The organism is Pseudoalteromonas sp. Scap06, assembly GCF_013394165.1.
Classification (GTDB): Bacteria; Pseudomonadota; Gammaproteobacteria; order Enterobacterales; family Alteromonadaceae; genus Pseudoalteromonas.
The window spans coordinates 1,454,009-1,470,359 of the sequence record NZ_CP041330.1 but is presented as its reverse complement, the minus strand read 5'-3'; the positions used below and the strand labels follow the sequence as shown (position 1 = coordinate 1,470,359).

Annotated in this window: 15 protein-coding genes and 1 pseudogene; 6 read left to right on the top strand and 10 right to left on the bottom strand. The window is 37.3% G+C overall.

What is annotated here, in order from left to right:
* Positions 1 to 85: 85 nt before the first annotated feature.
* The gene (locus FLM47_RS06725; protein ID WP_178955881.1) at positions 86 to 1,249 is read left to right on the top strand and encodes a DUF3103 family protein; all 1,164 of its coding nucleotides are present in this window, start codon (positions 86 to 88) and stop codon (positions 1,247 to 1,249) included.
* Between the two features lie 52 nt (positions 1,250 to 1,301).
* Here FLM47_RS06725 and FLM47_RS06720 read toward each other — a convergent pair whose 3' ends face one another.
* Complete coding sequence (locus tag FLM47_RS06720; protein ID WP_178956851.1) at positions 1,302 to 2,351, bottom strand: endonuclease/exonuclease/phosphatase family protein; 1,050 nt, start codon at positions 2,349 to 2,351, stop codon at positions 1,302 to 1,304.
* 421 nt (positions 2,352 to 2,772) lie between these two features.
* Here FLM47_RS06720 and FLM47_RS06715 point away from each other — a divergent pair, with 421 nt between their 5' ends.
* A complete protein-coding gene (locus FLM47_RS06715) occupies positions 2,773 to 3,972 on the top strand; it encodes an Nramp family divalent metal transporter (protein ID WP_178955879.1) in 1,200 nt (399 codons plus the stop codon).
* Between the two features lie 74 nt (positions 3,973 to 4,046).
* Here the strand turns inward: FLM47_RS06715 and FLM47_RS06710 are convergent, their stop codons facing one another.
* Positions 4,047 to 4,508, bottom strand: a complete 462-nt coding sequence (locus FLM47_RS06710; RefSeq protein WP_178955877.1) for a hypothetical protein — start codon at positions 4,506 to 4,508, stop codon at positions 4,047 to 4,049.
* Here FLM47_RS06710 and FLM47_RS06705 point away from each other — a divergent pair.
* Positions 4,493 to 5,674: a PQQ-dependent sugar dehydrogenase gene (locus tag FLM47_RS06705; protein WP_178955875.1), complete on the top strand. Its 1,182-nt coding sequence runs from the start codon at positions 4,493 to 4,495 to the stop codon at positions 5,672 to 5,674. The genes FLM47_RS06710 and FLM47_RS06705 overlap by 16 nt on opposite strands.
* Positions 5,675 to 5,677: 3 nt before the next feature.
* Here FLM47_RS06705 and FLM47_RS06700 read toward each other — a convergent pair whose 3' ends face one another.
* The gene (locus FLM47_RS06700) at positions 5,678 to 6,574 is read right to left on the bottom strand and encodes an alpha/beta fold hydrolase (protein ID WP_178955873.1); all 897 of its coding nucleotides are present in this window, start codon (positions 6,572 to 6,574) and stop codon (positions 5,678 to 5,680) included.
* Between the two features lie 186 nt (positions 6,575 to 6,760).
* On the opposite strand from FLM47_RS06700, the gene FLM47_RS06695 reads away from it, so the two are divergent.
* Complete coding sequence (locus FLM47_RS06695) at positions 6,761 to 7,873, top strand: response regulator (RefSeq protein ID WP_256872130.1); 1,113 nt, start codon at positions 6,761 to 6,763, stop codon at positions 7,871 to 7,873.
* Positions 7,874 to 8,245: 372 nt separating this feature from the next.
* Here the strand turns inward: FLM47_RS06695 and FLM47_RS06690 are convergent, their stop codons facing one another.
* The gene (locus FLM47_RS06690) at positions 8,246 to 8,674 is read right to left on the bottom strand and encodes an aspartyl protease family protein (protein WP_178955871.1); all 429 of its coding nucleotides are present in this window, start codon (positions 8,672 to 8,674) and stop codon (positions 8,246 to 8,248) included.
* 365 nt (positions 8,675 to 9,039) lie between these two features.
* On the opposite strand from FLM47_RS06690, the gene FLM47_RS06685 reads away from it, so the two are divergent.
* Both FLM47_RS06685 and FLM47_RS18830 read left to right on the top strand, forming a co-directional pair.
* Complete coding sequence (locus tag FLM47_RS06685) at positions 9,040 to 9,717, top strand: transposase (RefSeq protein WP_256729681.1); 678 nt, start codon at positions 9,040 to 9,042, stop codon at positions 9,715 to 9,717.
* An 11-nt stretch (positions 9,718 to 9,728) separates the two neighbouring features.
* Positions 9,729 to 10,058, top strand: a complete 330-nt coding sequence (locus tag FLM47_RS18830) for a transposase (RefSeq protein WP_256729680.1) — start codon at positions 9,729 to 9,731, stop codon at positions 10,056 to 10,058.
* Positions 10,059 to 10,804: 746 nt separating this feature from the next.
* On the opposite strand, the gene FLM47_RS06680 is transcribed toward FLM47_RS18830, so the two are convergent.
* The 6 genes and pseudogenes from FLM47_RS06680 to FLM47_RS18785 form a co-directional block, all read right to left on the bottom strand.
* Positions 10,805 to 11,314, bottom strand: coding sequence for a hypothetical protein (locus tag FLM47_RS06680; RefSeq protein WP_178955869.1), 510 nt, complete (start codon positions 11,312 to 11,314; stop codon positions 10,805 to 10,807).
* A gap of 172 nt (positions 11,315 to 11,486) precedes the next feature.
* Entirely contained in the window at positions 11,487 to 12,854 is a 1,368-nt protein-coding gene (locus tag FLM47_RS06675) for a BNR-4 repeat-containing protein (protein ID WP_178955867.1), read from the bottom strand.
* Positions 12,855 to 13,343: 489 nt separating this feature from the next.
* Positions 13,344 to 14,441, bottom strand: a pseudogene (locus FLM47_RS06670) (transposase).
* Positions 14,442 to 14,528: 87 nt separating this feature from the next.
* On the bottom strand, positions 14,529 to 14,675 hold the full coding sequence (locus FLM47_RS06665) for a transposase (RefSeq protein ID WP_256729678.1): 147 nt from the start codon (positions 14,673 to 14,675) through the stop codon (positions 14,529 to 14,531).
* Positions 14,676 to 14,945: 270 nt separating this feature from the next.
* Positions 14,946 to 15,311, bottom strand: a complete 366-nt coding sequence (locus tag FLM47_RS06660; protein WP_178955865.1) for a hypothetical protein — start codon at positions 15,309 to 15,311, stop codon at positions 14,946 to 14,948.
* A gap of 382 nt (positions 15,312 to 15,693) precedes the next feature.
* Entirely contained in the window at positions 15,694 to 15,855 is a 162-nt protein-coding gene (locus tag FLM47_RS18785) for a hypothetical protein (RefSeq protein WP_218648495.1), read from the bottom strand.
* Positions 15,856 to 16,351 lie beyond the last annotated feature (496 nt).

Sequence of the window (16,351 nt, the reverse complement as noted above, 5' to 3'; positions counted from 1 at the left end):
ATTACGTATTTTATAAATTTAACTTGAGCATTTATTCTAATTGTTGTTTTATAGATGTTACTAAAAATGGAACGGCGGAATTTTTATGAAAAATAAAATAACCAAATCTTTAGCTACGGCGGCATTATTGAACTTTATATCAGTACCTGCTTTTTCAGCTCAAGATCATATTGAAAATGCAGAAAGCTTGGTACAGCAAGCTCAATACAAAAACGTAGCAACTATTAAGCGTAATTTCGCAAAGCAAGTAGCGCTTAATTATTCAGTGTTGAATGCTGATTTAAAACAATCAGTAAATAAATATAACTTAGTTTTAAATGCTGATCAGTTATCAACAGTAGCACGGCATACACAACGTAATATAAGTCAGGCAAATAGTGCCTTACAACAGCTTAAAGGCTTACCTAAAAATACAGGAAGCTTGTTACAAGTGCGTTTAGCTAGCGAAACCATGCTAACTGATTGGCAACAAGGTGAAAACCCTTTATTCGCATTTGCACCCGCTGGTGACGATAGCCAATGGAGCGAGATTGAAGCGTTCGATCAGTTTGGTAACATTCATTATTTAAGCGTAGACCAAATGCCAACTCAACCTATTTTTATTGTCGAATTAGATCAGCAAAAAGTACAGGGTGCGGGTATTGCAGTAATGAAAGGAATTTTGTCAGCTAACAAATTCAGCAAAAACATGGTTAGCCCACAAAATCAATTAAATAATGATCAGCCATTACAAACTAGCGTGCTGAAAAAAATACATTTAGAGGATGATAAAGAACCTTGGATTTCAGGTAAAGCAGAAGTCTATGCCATCGTAACGGGGATCGATCCTAGCAGAGATGAACCAATATTAGATATTGTTGATTTACCTTATTTAGATCATGATAAAACCAATTACAGCCCTAATCAGGTTTTAATTCATTGGCAACGTTATCGTTGGCAAGCTGTCGATTTGCTTTTAATGGAGCAAGATGACAACACAAATTATAAAACCTTAGCAATGAAGTTATTAGAAATATCAGAGCAAGTAATGGCAAGTATCCCTGACTTACAAGCACAGGGCTATACTATTATTCCTAAACTCACTAATGAGTTACTTAAAGCAATGCCTGATGAATGGTTTACCAATAATGATGATTATGTCGATGTTTTTTACACACTGTTTGAAAACAAAGAGTATCAAGGTTACAAAGGCGCAAGTAGTAATGCCACCATTACCTTGTCACCTTTAGAGATAAATCCTCGTCAGTAAATAACGACCCGCCACTGTTTGGCATAATATCTAAACAGTGGTGAGTTAATCATTATTCCCGCAGTTTAAGCGTGATACATACAACGCCGTGATCGGTACTTAAATCGTCGCGCTCAAACTCGGGGTTAATTAAATGACGATCGTAAGTATGATAATCGCTTACTTCAAAAAAACTGTCGTCATAGCCAGAATCAAACTCACAAGATAGCAAAATATAATCAAGCACAGAGCTGCTTGCGCCAAAGTAATGCGTTGCTTTTCGTGGTAGTTTTAAACCTCGATTATCTTTATCGGTAATACCTTTTATTGGCTCATTAGGTGCTTCATCAAGCTCGCAATCATCGTTTAACTTTGTAAATAACTGCCACGCATCGTTAAGACAATATTTTGCAAGGTAAGTTTTACTATCAAACGTAGGGGAAAAACGCAGTGTATTGGTTAGTAAATGGCTTAAAACGCCATCAGCTAGGTCGTTATTAAAATCTCCCATTAATATCATAGGCTGTTGCGTGGCCTCACGACGGCTTATCATTTCTATCATCAGCAATGTTGCTTCACTACCGCGCTGAATAGTTGAGCCCCAGCCACCCGCTACATTTGCTTTTAAAATTTCAATAATGTTTTTTTCAGCGGTTAGTTCTTTATTATTTTCATCAATCTCAATTGATGGCCGTTTAGATTTAAAATGCACCACATAGCAATCGGTATTACCGATATGCGGCAAATTTATTGTGGCTCTAAGAACTTTACGACTAAAGGCAAAATCTTCAGTTAAACCTAAAGTACTGGCAAGCTCATAGTCGTGTTTTACGCTCGCTACTTCAGCAATGGGGTATTTTGCAGCTATTGCCACAACGGGGCGTTTATAAATAAAATCATCTATTACCTGTGGCTCATCCACCACAGCAAAGTGCGCATAACCTTGCTGCTTTACTAATTCTCTAAGCGACTCAATGCTAAACACTTCCTGAAAGCCAATTACATCGGGCTGATGCTCGGTTAAATAATCAATAATCCAGCGCTGTTTTTTTGCCCATTGCTCCGCGGTATATATCCGCTCAAACTCATAATAAGCATTAGGTGGCTCAAGATAATTAAACAGGTTAAATGTGGCTATTTTTAATGTTGAATTGGTTATCATCATCTCAGGGGATTGTTCTGAGTTATCAGCTAAAGGTGATGTATTACAGTCACTAATAATGGTCGCCTTTGAAAGTTTATATTGTGTGCTATTGTCAACATCATATAAGATTTTTGCTTGGTACCAAAGCTTGATAACAACTAAAACCTATTAAATCGTTTAAAGTTTAGGCAAACGCAACCTATCCCCTTTAAATTTATATACAAGTTGGTATGCTACGCGACCTTTTTTAACATATGGTTATCAAAAAAGGCAAAGCCAAGGGGCGGCCAATGCTGCAAGGCACTTAGTATAAGTGGCAGCAATAATTACAGGCATCGCGTTATAAAACGTTAGGTGTAACTTTAAATAGCAATATAAAAAGCACTATTAGGGTCAAACTATGCGATTAGGACCAGGACTACTCGTCACCGCTGCCTTCATTGGACCAGGGACTATTACCACCGCGAGCGTAGCGGGTGCAAACTTTGGTTTTGCACTAATATGGACGCTACTATTTTCAGTAATTGCCACCATATTATTACAATCTATGGCGGCGCGCCTAGGCGTAGCCACCGGGCAAGACTTAGCACAAGCACTAAGAGCCCATATTGAAACTCCCCTATTTAAATCTCTTGCTATATTTTTAGTGATCAGCGCCATTGGTGTTGGCAGTGCCGCCTACGAGGCTGGTAATTTAAGCGGTGCCAGCATGGGATTAATTGAAATATTCCCTCAGGTAAATGCCCAACTTTGGACACCACTGATTGCATTTTTAAGTGCCGTATTACTGTATAGCGGTAAACACAAAGTTGTTGAAAATGCGCTTATTTTACTAGTGATTTTAATGAGCCTAGTGTTTATCTCTACGCTTGTTATGGCGGCTCCCTCGCTCAGTGACATATTAGCTGGTTTTGTTCCTAGCATGCCAGAGGGCTCAGTTACCACAGTATTAGCATTGGTAGGTACGACCATAGTGCCATATAACTTATTTTTACACTCAGGGGTACTGGCTGCTCGCCATGACAGCGAGAGTGACAAACAAAAAGTAATTAAAGAAACCAATATAGATACGGGCGTGTCCATCACCCTAGGTGGCGTGATCACCTTAGCTATTTTATCAACCGCATCAGTGGCGTTTTATGGCACCGATGCAGGGCAAATAAGTGCTGCCAATATGGCGGTACAACTTGAACCCTTACTAGGTGATGCCGCCCATTACTTTTTTGCTATTGGTTTATTTGCCGCAGGCTTAACCAGCGCTATTACGGCTCCCCTTGCCGGCGCTTACGCGGTATGTGGCATGTTAGGTTGGTCAAATAAAATGGATAACACTCGCTTTAAAGGCGTTGCCATTGTTATTTTATTATTTGGTGCTGCCGTAGCATCTCTGGGTTTAGACCCTGTTGCCGTGATAATTTTTGCCCAAGCCGCTAATGGTTTATTATTGCCAATTGTAACTGCCTACCTTGTTTGGCTAGTAAATCAACGCTCTGTAATGGGTAAATACACTAACTCAGTGTTGGTAAACCTATTTACTTTACCAGTATTAGTGCTTATTTTTGGCTTAAGTGGTTATAAACTTTTTAGTTTGATTTTTTGATATCACTACGCAATTCTTACACACAGAAGCCGCTGTATTTATAGCGGCTTTTTACATTACAGACCAATACGGACTTAAAAACCGTGATGCTCTGCCTTTTGCTTATTTGCCTTAATGAGTTTTGCAAATACATAACCCCCTACTGCACCTGCACATAATTGCGCATAAAACCCCCAGCCTCTTGCACCCGCAATAATGGTAATATTCATAATAGATTCAATAGCAATTAACGCTGTTGCAAACGCTACAATACCCGCAATTACAAATAATTGTACTCCCTGATTTTTAAGCTTTTTCGCGATAAACCAAGTCACAAAAAATGCAATACTCAATGCAATAGCAATAATAGCGCCGTAAGTGGGTAGCAAGCCAAGCCAGTCTTCAAGGGTTAAATTAACACAATCATTAAAGCCCACCACGACACCTACATTAACTAATTGATTGACAACGTATTGGCTATGAAACAAGCTAGCAAGAGTGAATGTAAGCAACCAAGAAACTAGAAATGACGGGAGTATACGTGTTAAAAACTGCATGGTTATCTCAACTTAAAATAAAACTTTTTCCTTACACTAGCAAAGGCTTGCAGGGTAAACAATCTCTACGTTGTATTACGCTACTCTCGCTTTTAACGTTTTCTTGTAACGTCAGTGCCGAATTACCAACACAGCAATATACTGCTAGTACCTTAGCAACAGATCTCAATTCACCATGGAGCATGGTTAAGCTCCCAAACAATACGTGGTTAGTTACAGAGCGTGATGGCCATGTTGTCATCATAAAAAACAACCAACAAAGCCGAGTTAAAATAAGCTTCGAGGGCTTATACGTTGCAGGGCAAGGCGGTTTACTCGATATAGTACTTTCGCCAAATTACAGTGAATCAAAAGAAATAATATTCACTTATGCCCAAGGTGAGCTTGATGCAAACAGACTCGTTATTGCCAAAGCTAAGTTTGATGGCGAGCAGTTTTCAGCACCAAAAGTTATTTATAAAGTTGCCACCGATAAGGGCACACCGCAGCATTACTCTGGCCGGGCGCTTGTACTGCCCGATAATAGCTTACTGTTTTCAAGTGGTGATGGCTTTGACTACCGCGAGCAAGCACAAGTTATAACCAGCCAATTAGGTAAAGTGCTACGAATTAATTTAAATGGCACCATTCCAAGCGATAACCCGTTTATTAAACATGAAACCCCTACCGCGCATGCCATTTATTCACTCGGGCACCGTAACTTGCAAGGCTTGGTTTATGATTACGATACCAAGCAAATCATTAGCCACGAACACGGCCCCGCAGGCGGTGATGAGCTCAACTACTTAAAGGCTGGCACCAATTACGGCTGGCCAGTAATAACCAACGGTGATGACTACTCGCAAGCACGTATTTCGCCCTTTAGAGACTACCCAGGCATGGCTAAACCAACCGTAGATTGGACGCCCTCAATTGCGCCATCAGGCATGGCATATTATGGCTCTATGCATGCAGCCTTCCCTTCACTGCAACGCCACGTACTTATTACTACATTGGTCGATAAAAAGCTCTACAGCGTTAATTTAGCAAATGGTGAGTTCACCCAATCACATATTTTCCCAGAGGCTAAAGGCAGGCTCAGAGATGTGTTTGTTACTGCTGAAGGTAATGTAGCGATATTAACCGATGGCAAAAAGGCAAAGCTGATGCTGGTAACGCCAAATTAGTCTTTATTTTAATGTATGAAATTCAAAAAAGGACTGAGTTATTTGAATTGGTTGTTCTAATTGCGGGTAATGTCCTACCCCTTCCAATTCAATAATATCTGGATTAATGATTAATTCGCGATATCGTTTAACCATATGACGGCCCGAAACAGGGTCGTCCATACCGCAAATTAACCGCATGGGTATATCTGCTTGTTGTAAAGCGCTCACCCAACGAGCGCGATGTAATTTACGCTCTGTGATGTAATAAATCAGTTTTGCCATTACAGGCTTACCCTGTTTGTATTCAATTAACTGCCACAATTCGTTTAGCTCTTTTTCAGCAAGTGGTATAGAACATATATTGTCAAAATTATGCTTAAAACTTTTATAGTTCGCAAGTCGCGACACTAAAGCGCCTATCGGGCTAAGTAACAGCTTTTGCAATAATACCGGTTTATGTGTTTCTGGAAATAACCCGCCGTTAAGAAAGCAGATGCTTTGTATTTTTATGGCATGTGCTTCATTTAAGTTGCTTCTAGCAAGTAGCTCCTGCGCAACTGTGTCACCGTAATCATGGCTTAAAATATGCGCTGCTTTTACATTGAACAGCTTTAAAAAATATGTCAGTAAATCCGCTTGCATACTAATGGTGTAGCGACTGTTTTTTGGTTTATCACTAAAACCAAAGCCCAGCATATCGAGGGTAAACACCTTAAAGTGTTGAGTGAGCGCAGCCCATTGATTATGCCAATCCCAACTTGCGGTTGGGTAACCATGGATCAGTAATAAACACGGCGCGCCCTCTTCCCCTTGCACATGATATGCAATGTCATGACCTTGAAATTGAAACGTCGATTGGCTCTTATGCCACGAAGCTAATGAGTCAGTGATTATTGTAGTGTTGCTAATGACATTCATGACAATTTCTCCGCTTTAATAGGGGTTATAAACACATAAATTAGGTAACTACCTTAATTGAGGGTTCAAGTTGTATCACTTAAATAAGTAATGAAAAATATACATAAGTCGATTATTTGCGGGTAGCCATTTCCATGACTAATATCATTTAAGATAGGACGACAATAACTAAATTAAGGAGTCAAAGTGAAAATATTGTCCGTTGACGATAACCCTCAAAATAGAAACATCATGGAAATTGCGCTTTCTAAGCAACACGATATTGCTTCATCTGATGGAACCGAGCCAATATTAGCACTAATGGAACAGCATCAACCACAAGTCGTCCTGATGGATATTTTACTTAGTAATGGCCTTACTGGTTATGATTTAGTTGAACAAATAACTCAATCCGGTGAATACGATGATTGCGAAATTATATTTATATCCGCTTTAACATCAAGTGAAGACAAACTCATAGCATATGGGTATGGCGGCGATGATTATATTGCCAAGCCAGTAGACTTTAAGGAACTTAACGAAAAATTAAAGCGTGTTGAACTGCGTATTACAGAGCGAAATAATCTAAAAGAAATGTACGATGTTGCCTCTACAACTGCTTTTACCTCAATGCAACAAGCGAGTGAACTCGGAGAGTTAGTTTCATTCTTTACTGACAACCTTGACGTAACCGATTTAGATGCATTATTTGCTAACGTACAGCAGTACTTTACCAATGCAGGCGCTAGCTGCTGTGTAGAGTTTAGGGTAGCAAACCAATATCACCAATTTCCAAAACAAACTATTTCTGAACTGGAAAAAGAAATTCTTGAACTAGGCAGAAGAGCAAAACGAATAGTGCCATTTAGCTCTAACCTATTATTTAACGCGCCTGCTTGCTCAATACTTGTAAAAGGAATAAATGCAAAAGACGAAGGCTTACTCGGACGACTTCGAGATAATTTTGCTATTTTACTTACTATTATAGAAAGCCGAATGGAATTTATTGAACAGCAATTAGAAAAAGCGACGATACGTCAACAAGCTTTAAACACCCTCAAGAGCCAACTTGCTGATGATTTTAGTGCTATAAATAAACTATGCTCAGAGCAAGATAAGCAAGTAAAAATACTCGTTAATGATTTATCTCAAGCTATACAATCAAAAATGATCACTCTAGGTTTGGATGAAGAGCAAGAGTCGGAGCTAGTAGGATTAGTTGACGAAACGAAAGAAATTGTAGAAGAAACCTTAGTCCTGTCTTTTACACTAGAAGAAAAATTACAAGCCATAACAAAACGCTTAAAAGCAGTTGAATAAATTAAGCACAGCGAACAATCTATAGAATAGGATATAGAGTCATGGCGTTGCAATTTAAAGCTTGATTAGCTCTTTTGCAATTAAGCTCAAGAGTAAGTGATTATTATAGTGTTACTAATGAAACTCATGCAAATTCGCTGCTTTTATAGTGTTATAAACACACAAATTAAGTAACTACATTAACCAACTTGTGACACCTAAATTAGAACTCTGTTGGGTCGCGCCTTTGGCTTAACCAACCTACCTTTTAACGTAGGTCGGATAAGTGGCGAAGCTGCGCCATCCTACAAAAATGATTAATTCACTTGGGGCAACCCGACTTATCACGCTGTGCTAGATATGCAAAATATCGGCTTAAAAAAGCCACTTTAATTACTCACAATCAGCTAATGGCTCACTAATTGTCAGTGTATCAGTACCAAAATCTAACACAACTTGGTATTTTCTAAAAAATGGAGAGCCTAATAACCCATGTATTATTTTGTCACCACCAGCGGGCTGAACATGGTCTAGGTTAAGTGAAACAAACTCTGTACTTTCATACAACTGACCTGCTAATTCAAATTTTAAAACGTCTAATAAGCCCATTTCGTGGTCGGCTGTACCTAAACCTGCGGCATTTTCTTCACTTAGTTTCTCTTGTATTCCAAGCTTTTTAATACATGCCCTATCTAAAACAGATGCACCCGCCGCTGTATCTAAAATTAAATTTACTTTATGTCCGTTTATTTTAGCTTGTATTATTTGATGACCAGTTTCTGTTACATCAAATTTCAAACTTGTGGTTTTGACTAATTCCATGAATGTTCCTTATTCTATATTTAGGTTGATTAATAGACACTATATTACAAACACTTATGAAAACAATCCACCTTATAAATAAGTAAACAAATGGCTTTTCACCAACGCCTATATCATAATTATAATATGCTAAAAATAACTCCCCCCAAACGCACAAAACTTATGTTGGCAAAGCAACATTATTTCACAAAGAGAATACGAGACGCTGTGCTTTTAGAGAAAAATAACGGCTTAAATCAAGCCGCTTTGAGAAATTTTAGTTCTAATGTCTGAAGTCAAGATTTGATAATCATATAGAAAGCTCCTCGAGTTTTTCGGTACAGTTGTGTTGACCAAAACATAAACTGTATTTCGAGGAGCTTGGTATGAAACTATGTAGTGGAATTGACTTGCATTCAAATAATTGTGTTATTGCTATCATTAATGAACATGGTGAAACACTTACCGTTAAGCGTTTAAATAATGACATTTCTGTCATTTTATCTTTTCTAAGTCCTTATAAAGATAAGTTGATAAGGCTTGTTGTCGAATCAACATTTAATTGGTATTGGTTAGTCGATGCTTTAATGGATGAAGGGTTTACACTTCACTTAGCGAACCCTGCGGCAATTCAACAATACTCATGCTTAAAATATGCAGACGATCACAGTGATGCGTGTTGGTTAGCTGAAATGCTACGTTTAAACATTCTACCTGTGGGCTATATTTATCCTCGAGAGCTCAGGGCTGTTCGAGACTTAATGCGTAAACGAATGGACATTGTTCAACAGTCCACAAAAAACTTATTATCAGTGCAAAGTTGTTACATGCGTCATCTTGGATACAAGCTCAGTAGCAACAAAATAAAACAAATGGCCGCTATCAGAAAAGGCGTTAATACTGAGCAGGTACACGCAGACTTTACCTCAATGAATACTGCACTGTCAGTCATTTCTAACCTCTCATTAATACGCTGTGCCCAACAGCAAATTAATGCAATAGAGAGCGCTATTTTACAACAAACATCGCTCTCCCCTGAGTTTATGGGATTGGGAATGCCTTAGCACTGACCATTATGTTAGAGACAGGCACTATTAAACGTTTTGATAGTCCAGGTAATTTCTCCTCCTATTGTCGCTGCGTTAAAAGTGCAAAATACAGCAATGGGAAGAAGAAAGGCGCTACGAATCAGAAGAATGGTAATCGTTATTTAGCGTGGGCGTTTACTGAGGCCGCTAATTTTGCCATTCGGTACAACCCGACAATCAAAAAATATTATCAACGAAAACTGGCTAAAACGAACCAAGTTATCGCAATTAAAACGGTTGCGCATAAGCTCGCAAGAGCCTGTTATCACGTGCTTAAAGATAATGTCCCATTTGATGAACACAAGGCGTTTACTTAGCGACTATAAAAAATTAGGTTAATGTGTTGAGCTAGTAATGGGGTTGGTAAAACCACTAGATTTGATTGAGCCTGCACGTTAACCGCTCATATTTTAAATACTGGATATGCCCAATGTTTGAGCCACAAAGGGTTGGTTATGTTCAAGCATAAACCACCGGATTGTTACAGCGCAGTGTGTAAACACAGCAGAAACTGGACTGACATCGGTACTAAACGATGACTGAGGCGAAAGCCAAGGGCATTAATTAATCATCAATAATGCTTAATTATACTGCCTAAATTCATATGGGTGACTGGTGCGTATTCACACCAATCGACGTCATTACTAGGTGCGTAGTCATATTTAAATTGAGTTTAAATAATAAGAACACTTGGTTTTTGAATAAAAAGATCAAGGAAACACAGCTGCCTGCTTGATCGGAACTTTCTAATGGGTAACCCCTTTGGTTTTATACTTTATTACCTGATTGCAAATAAAAAAGTTAAGGTTATTTTCTTTATAATGACCTTTTATTTCTTTTAGAACCTTATTGACGACCATTTTAAACTTACCCCTGTATATCTGTTCTACTGTAGCTAATTCAGTAGTAAGCGCTGTCCTTGCTTTGTTACAAAAAGTATTAGTCTTAAGAGCTTGCATATAGACTTTTGAGTTTCAATCGAAGGCTTGTTTTCTTTAAAGACACTACTTTCAGGATACGTTTTTTTGTAATATAAATTGTAGGTTTTCTTGATCTTATTTATCTAGTTGCTCGATAGGATTTGACATTTAACTTCCTTATTTTTTTCGTGGATTGATTTTAAAAATTTTAAAAAATCTCTCTCAGGTATTGTTGAGGTAATCCCAATAAAAATTCCATTTTCTTTTGAATATAAATAGGCAATTTGTGTATAAATTAAATCTGGCTTGACTTCGACGAATAAGGTAAGGGAGTTAGTTTTGTTTTGAATCTCTTTTACTCTAGAGAAGCTATTCTTGATTTCCTTATAAACTTTACTTTCTATGTCCGAATTTGAATTTGTTAGGCTGTCTAAATGTATATCAACTAGAGGAATTGTACTTCCATCTTCTAAAGTGATCAATGAGTCATTGTTATCAAATTTTCTAATGCTCAAAGTTTGCATTTGACTATTGACTAGGGCAAAACCTTCATCTTTCTCTAAAACTCTCATCGTTTCCCAACTATCGTTAATTGGAAAATAGTATTTATTAAATATAACATTTTCAATTGCAGAACTTGAAAAGCTTAACATTAATGCTAGGACTATAAATAATCAGTACATCAGAAATTCCTTTAATTTATTAGGTATATCATACTAATAAAACATATTTTAACTCCATTCGAACATATGCCAATCATCCTAATTTCAAATGAAAAAAACTTTTTAGATCTCTAGTAAAATCTAGCAGATCTCATCATAAGAACTAATTTTTGAAAATAAATCCATTCTCACCTAATAGGTAAATTTTTACGTTTTCTAAGTCTTTAGAAGGTTTTTTTTCTAGTGCCAAAAAGCGAGCATCAGACTGAGAATCTTTGATTTCAGTTAACCTTTTAATGGGCAAGCTAATGTTTCTTATACCCGTAGACCATTCGTCTCCTTGCGATGTAGTAATATATTTCCCATCATCTGACTGTAACTCTAAAGTGTTCTTGCCTAGTACTTTAATCACACCTATGTCTGGTGCCATTTTAAAAACAAACTTCCCAACCTCTAAGTTACCAATACCAACATATTTATTCTCTAATTCTTTTCTCCACTGAGCAGTACCTGACATTAAACTAATATAAGGATTCCCTGAGATATCCGTTGTTAAATGTGAAAATACAGCGCCTTGTAATTTACCTTTACCCTTAATAACTTCAGACTTCCAAATAATATTATTTCTATTTGCATACTCTCTGCTTATGGGTAAAGATAGCTTCTTTCCTGAAATATTATACCAGTGCCCATCTTTATCACGCCGAGCATAATATAAATTAACTCTTCTCTCATTATGATAATCTGTACCAAAATCATTCGCGCAAGCGTGATACCTAAAAAGCATGTGGACTGAGTCGTTACTTCCAGAAAAAAAGGAAGCATACCAACTGTCATAATAGTATGATTGATTAATAGATTTCCAGAAAGATAGATTGTTCTCCTTAAGAAAATATTTCTCATCAAACCTTATTTTCCCTGAGCTCAGTACCTCTTCTGTGTTTTCGAAAGTCTCTCCTTGGTTTATTGAGTATGACACTAACCAAGAATCTCTATGTCCTCCAGAACGATAACTATAAATAATTGTCCCATCATTAATTTTATTTAGGTTTGGATAGGTTGTGTTTGGATCAATATTTTTTATATATCTCCACTCTCTTGGATCTTTAGGACGTTTTGAAATTGCATGAACCATCTCACCATTATTTACAAAGCCATGCCCACCGTATACAACATGGAGATAGCCCCCACTATCTATTGTTAATGCTGGAGAACCATGCATATCATTTAGTTTAGCTAACTTATTATCTCCTATTTTATAAGGTCCACTTATTGTGTTATTTTTATGTGAAAAAGACATTATTGCAGGGTCAAGCCAATTCTGAGATCCTCCTGACTGAAATACAAAGTATGTAACACCGTCATAATACATTCCTGCGTTACCTATGATATGGCTAGGGTGCCAAGGGTTTCTTCCGCCCCCCATATTTGTAATTTCTTTACTGTAACAAGGGTGAGTAAAACTAAAAAAGACAAGTGAAATCAGTGTACTTAAAAAAAAAATCATATAATTATGTTCAAATTTAACCAAAAATACAAACAGAGTGACTCACCTTCTTCTCAAAGGTTATCGCTATCCATAGCCCCTATTTCAATACTGTGAGGTATAATATACTCTACAGGCCCGAGTTCATACTTTCATTAAATATCCTTAAATATTAAATAATTATATCTTATACAGTTACAATAAATAATTCAATAAAAGTAAATCTTCTCACACCAAGGCTTTCCGCTTTGGTTCAAATTTGATCCCAGCACTGTAGTGGTGATCTGACTCCATAAAAGTAGACATATATTTAGGAGTAAGATGTAATGAAAGTAAAAAGTGTTTCGTAAACTTACAGAGGAATTTAAAAGAAAGGTGGTTCAAGAGCTGTTAGAAAACCAACTAAATTCACACCAACTCTAATTTAACAAGCAAAGCTGTATTATTAGATTTACTTTTTAGGTCAATTATTAATGCTTTACGGCTACGTTAATTTTATTTCACCCAGTAAATAAGCAATTATTACTCTTAAATCTAAATTCCACGCATAAAAATAATCGCATGATGCAGTTTCAAATTTTCACAATAACTAGCTTGCGAGGTCCCCCTGCCAACTGCGCCGTGAAATACGCGTGTAAATTGTGTGGTGAGTTTTAACCAGTTTTCAGGAGATATATTGAGTCTTTCCAGTAAAGGAAGTTGGGTGTTATCAATATGGCCGTGTTTATCTTCTCGAATTATTCGTCCAGTTAGCTCAACAAGTTCAAGGTACGACTTTAACTCAAACGGCATCCCTTTTGGCATAACTTGACGTGACATACCTGCAAATCGGAGCAGTTGTTTTGGTTGTTTTCTTTGCACATGTTAAGCGTAGTTGGGCGCTGGTATGGTCAGATTCTTCTGGGGTGTTAGCCATTTTAGCTCTGATTGGGTTTAAGTCGACATACGCCATGCAGGCCGAAAGTGCGGCTTCATCAAGAAGTGCTTGTGACCTAAACCGCCCTTCCCATATATTTATAGGGAATAAATTTGAATGCCGTTAGGCAGCCCGAAGGGTGAGAGCCATGGATGGCAGCGAATAAAACCTACCTGTGCAGTTATCTTCTTTATTTGCCCTGCGCGCAATGTCTTCATTTAACAACCGCATAAACCAGCTAAGACTTGATAGGCGCTCTCGATATTCCTTTACTGTTTTATTAAAAAAGATAAGTTCAGCTTTACTTAGCTTCTCACCCTGTATGTACTTTTGCGTAAGGACAGTACCTTTACACAGCTTGTGCCAGCGAATAACAATCGCTTTATCATTCAGTCTGTTCGCTTTTTTGTCATCTACATACAACACTAAATGCATGTACTTCAGGCATCCTGCCTTCCGCCCTCCGGGCCAACTGCGCTGTTGTAAAATGTTCCAACATTTTGCTGGTTACTCATAACGGCATAAGCACAGACGTCAATACAAAATATTTTGGCTAACTCAAGGAATTTGTCTTCAACCCACCCTCTGCGATGCTCAAAAGAGTGACCAGTAAAATGGTCTTCACCGCACAAAAAAGCACGCCGAACACAACGTGATATACAGTGGTAGTACTTTGTATCAACCAAGCTTACTTGACGCTTTCTTGCGATTGCTATAAGACACCAAGCTTGTTTTCACACTGATGAAGGCCTAGTACTTAGTTCGCCAAACTGCAAAAATTAGAGTGGGTGTCTAGTTTATTCTTAACCGAGTAAAATAATCTTTAACATCACCGTGGGCGGATACGCCGCTGCACCCGTTTTATCGTTGTTATACCACGCGTCAAAGCCCGACAAGTCGAGTTTATTTTCGATAATATAACAAAGTGCATATTCTAATATGTCAGACAAAATTTGCTCATCGAAATTGATAGGAATGAATTCATTTTGACAGGGTAAGTCAGGCTAGTGGTTAGCCATAACGGTTTACCGTAGGTGAATAATACCTATTAGATCACAGCTAACAAATGAATTTAAATTTAAAAAACAATCAATTAAATGTAGTAAGATACGTACCTAGAAAGAGTAATTCTTCAGCCTCAACGCCGCAATAAGAGGTGAGTAACAGTTTGCTAAAATGTTAATCGAAGTGAAACCGAGCAAACTGTTACAAATCCGACTTTATTGCCTTATTATGTTTTTTTTGATCACTACTTGAATGGTTAGATAAATAACTAATGTATTGAAAACAAAAAGCACAACCCCTTCATTTATGGTCGGCTGAGTAAAACTATTAAATATAACAGCCAACAGGTAAGCAGTTATAATTGTCAACCCTCCACCAAATATAGAGAAAAGAAGTTGTAATTTACTTTCAAAAAAGTTTATATATTTAAGCTTAATAACCACATAAGTTGTAGCAATTAACGCTACAATATTTAAACCTACTTCAGGTGTTATCTTTAAAATAGAATGAATAAATACACCAAAAAATATTAGCATTGTGTAAAGAATTGCAAAGAAGCTGCAAGTTTTAATATGATTCATGTTCTTCCTTAATTTAAAACTTTACGTCGCTCTAATTCATTAGAGTACTTCTGGGTCTCGCTATAAGAAAACTCATGGGCACCGATAAGTATCAGCGAAGCTATTAAAACAGTTACATTCCCAGTTGATGCCCCCTGTTTAGCGATACTCCATACAGAACCGCCGACACCATACGCTCCAGGATTTTCCCCCAGCAAGCTTGACCACCTATTGAGTTGGCTGTGAAAATCTAAAACTTCTTTTAACTCTTCATTTGTTAAGTATCACTCAGCCCATTGTGGTTTAACTACTGAGTCTAAACATTTAACTCTAAGCTCATATTGTAATTGTGGATAAGATAAATCTTGAATCATCCTCATTACTGACATTTTATCTAAACGATTTAATTGTCGGTACAAAATGGTCCACTCATAGTCATTACTATTTGGTCTTTATCCCCAATTAATTTATGTGTTGGTACCTTTAATATTTCAGCTAACTTCCTCATAGCTTCACTCGAATTTTTCGGTAAAGAGTAGCGCATACCTACTTTATTTTTATTCATCAATAACTCCTTTTGATATTTTATACAAATATTGCACATTGAAAGCAGAACAATTTGTATACAACATTTGTCGCTTTATAAACCAAAAATGTCCATGTATCACAATACATTCACCTTAGCCCTCAAATAAACAGGTGTAAAGAATTAGTTGACTTAGTCTGATGTTTTACAAATGCAAAAATACACAATAATGGTAGAGATCAGTAATATTAGACAAAATACAAAACAGGTCTATATACAGTGTTTGTTTTTGTAAATTTACGCTGTGAGATCACCTTTTTTAGCTATGATTTCTGTAAACCGATAATAAGAACAGACAGATTGAACGCGCTAAAGCCTATTCCTACGCGGTGAGTTTCACACCGAATTAATCTCACAACTCTTTATTTCTATACTTTTACCTTTAACCTCGAACCTTTTACCCATAAAAAAGCCGCTGTTTGTTAAAACAGCGGCTTTCTTTCTTAAAGCTTATAGCTAAAAACTGACAGCTAGT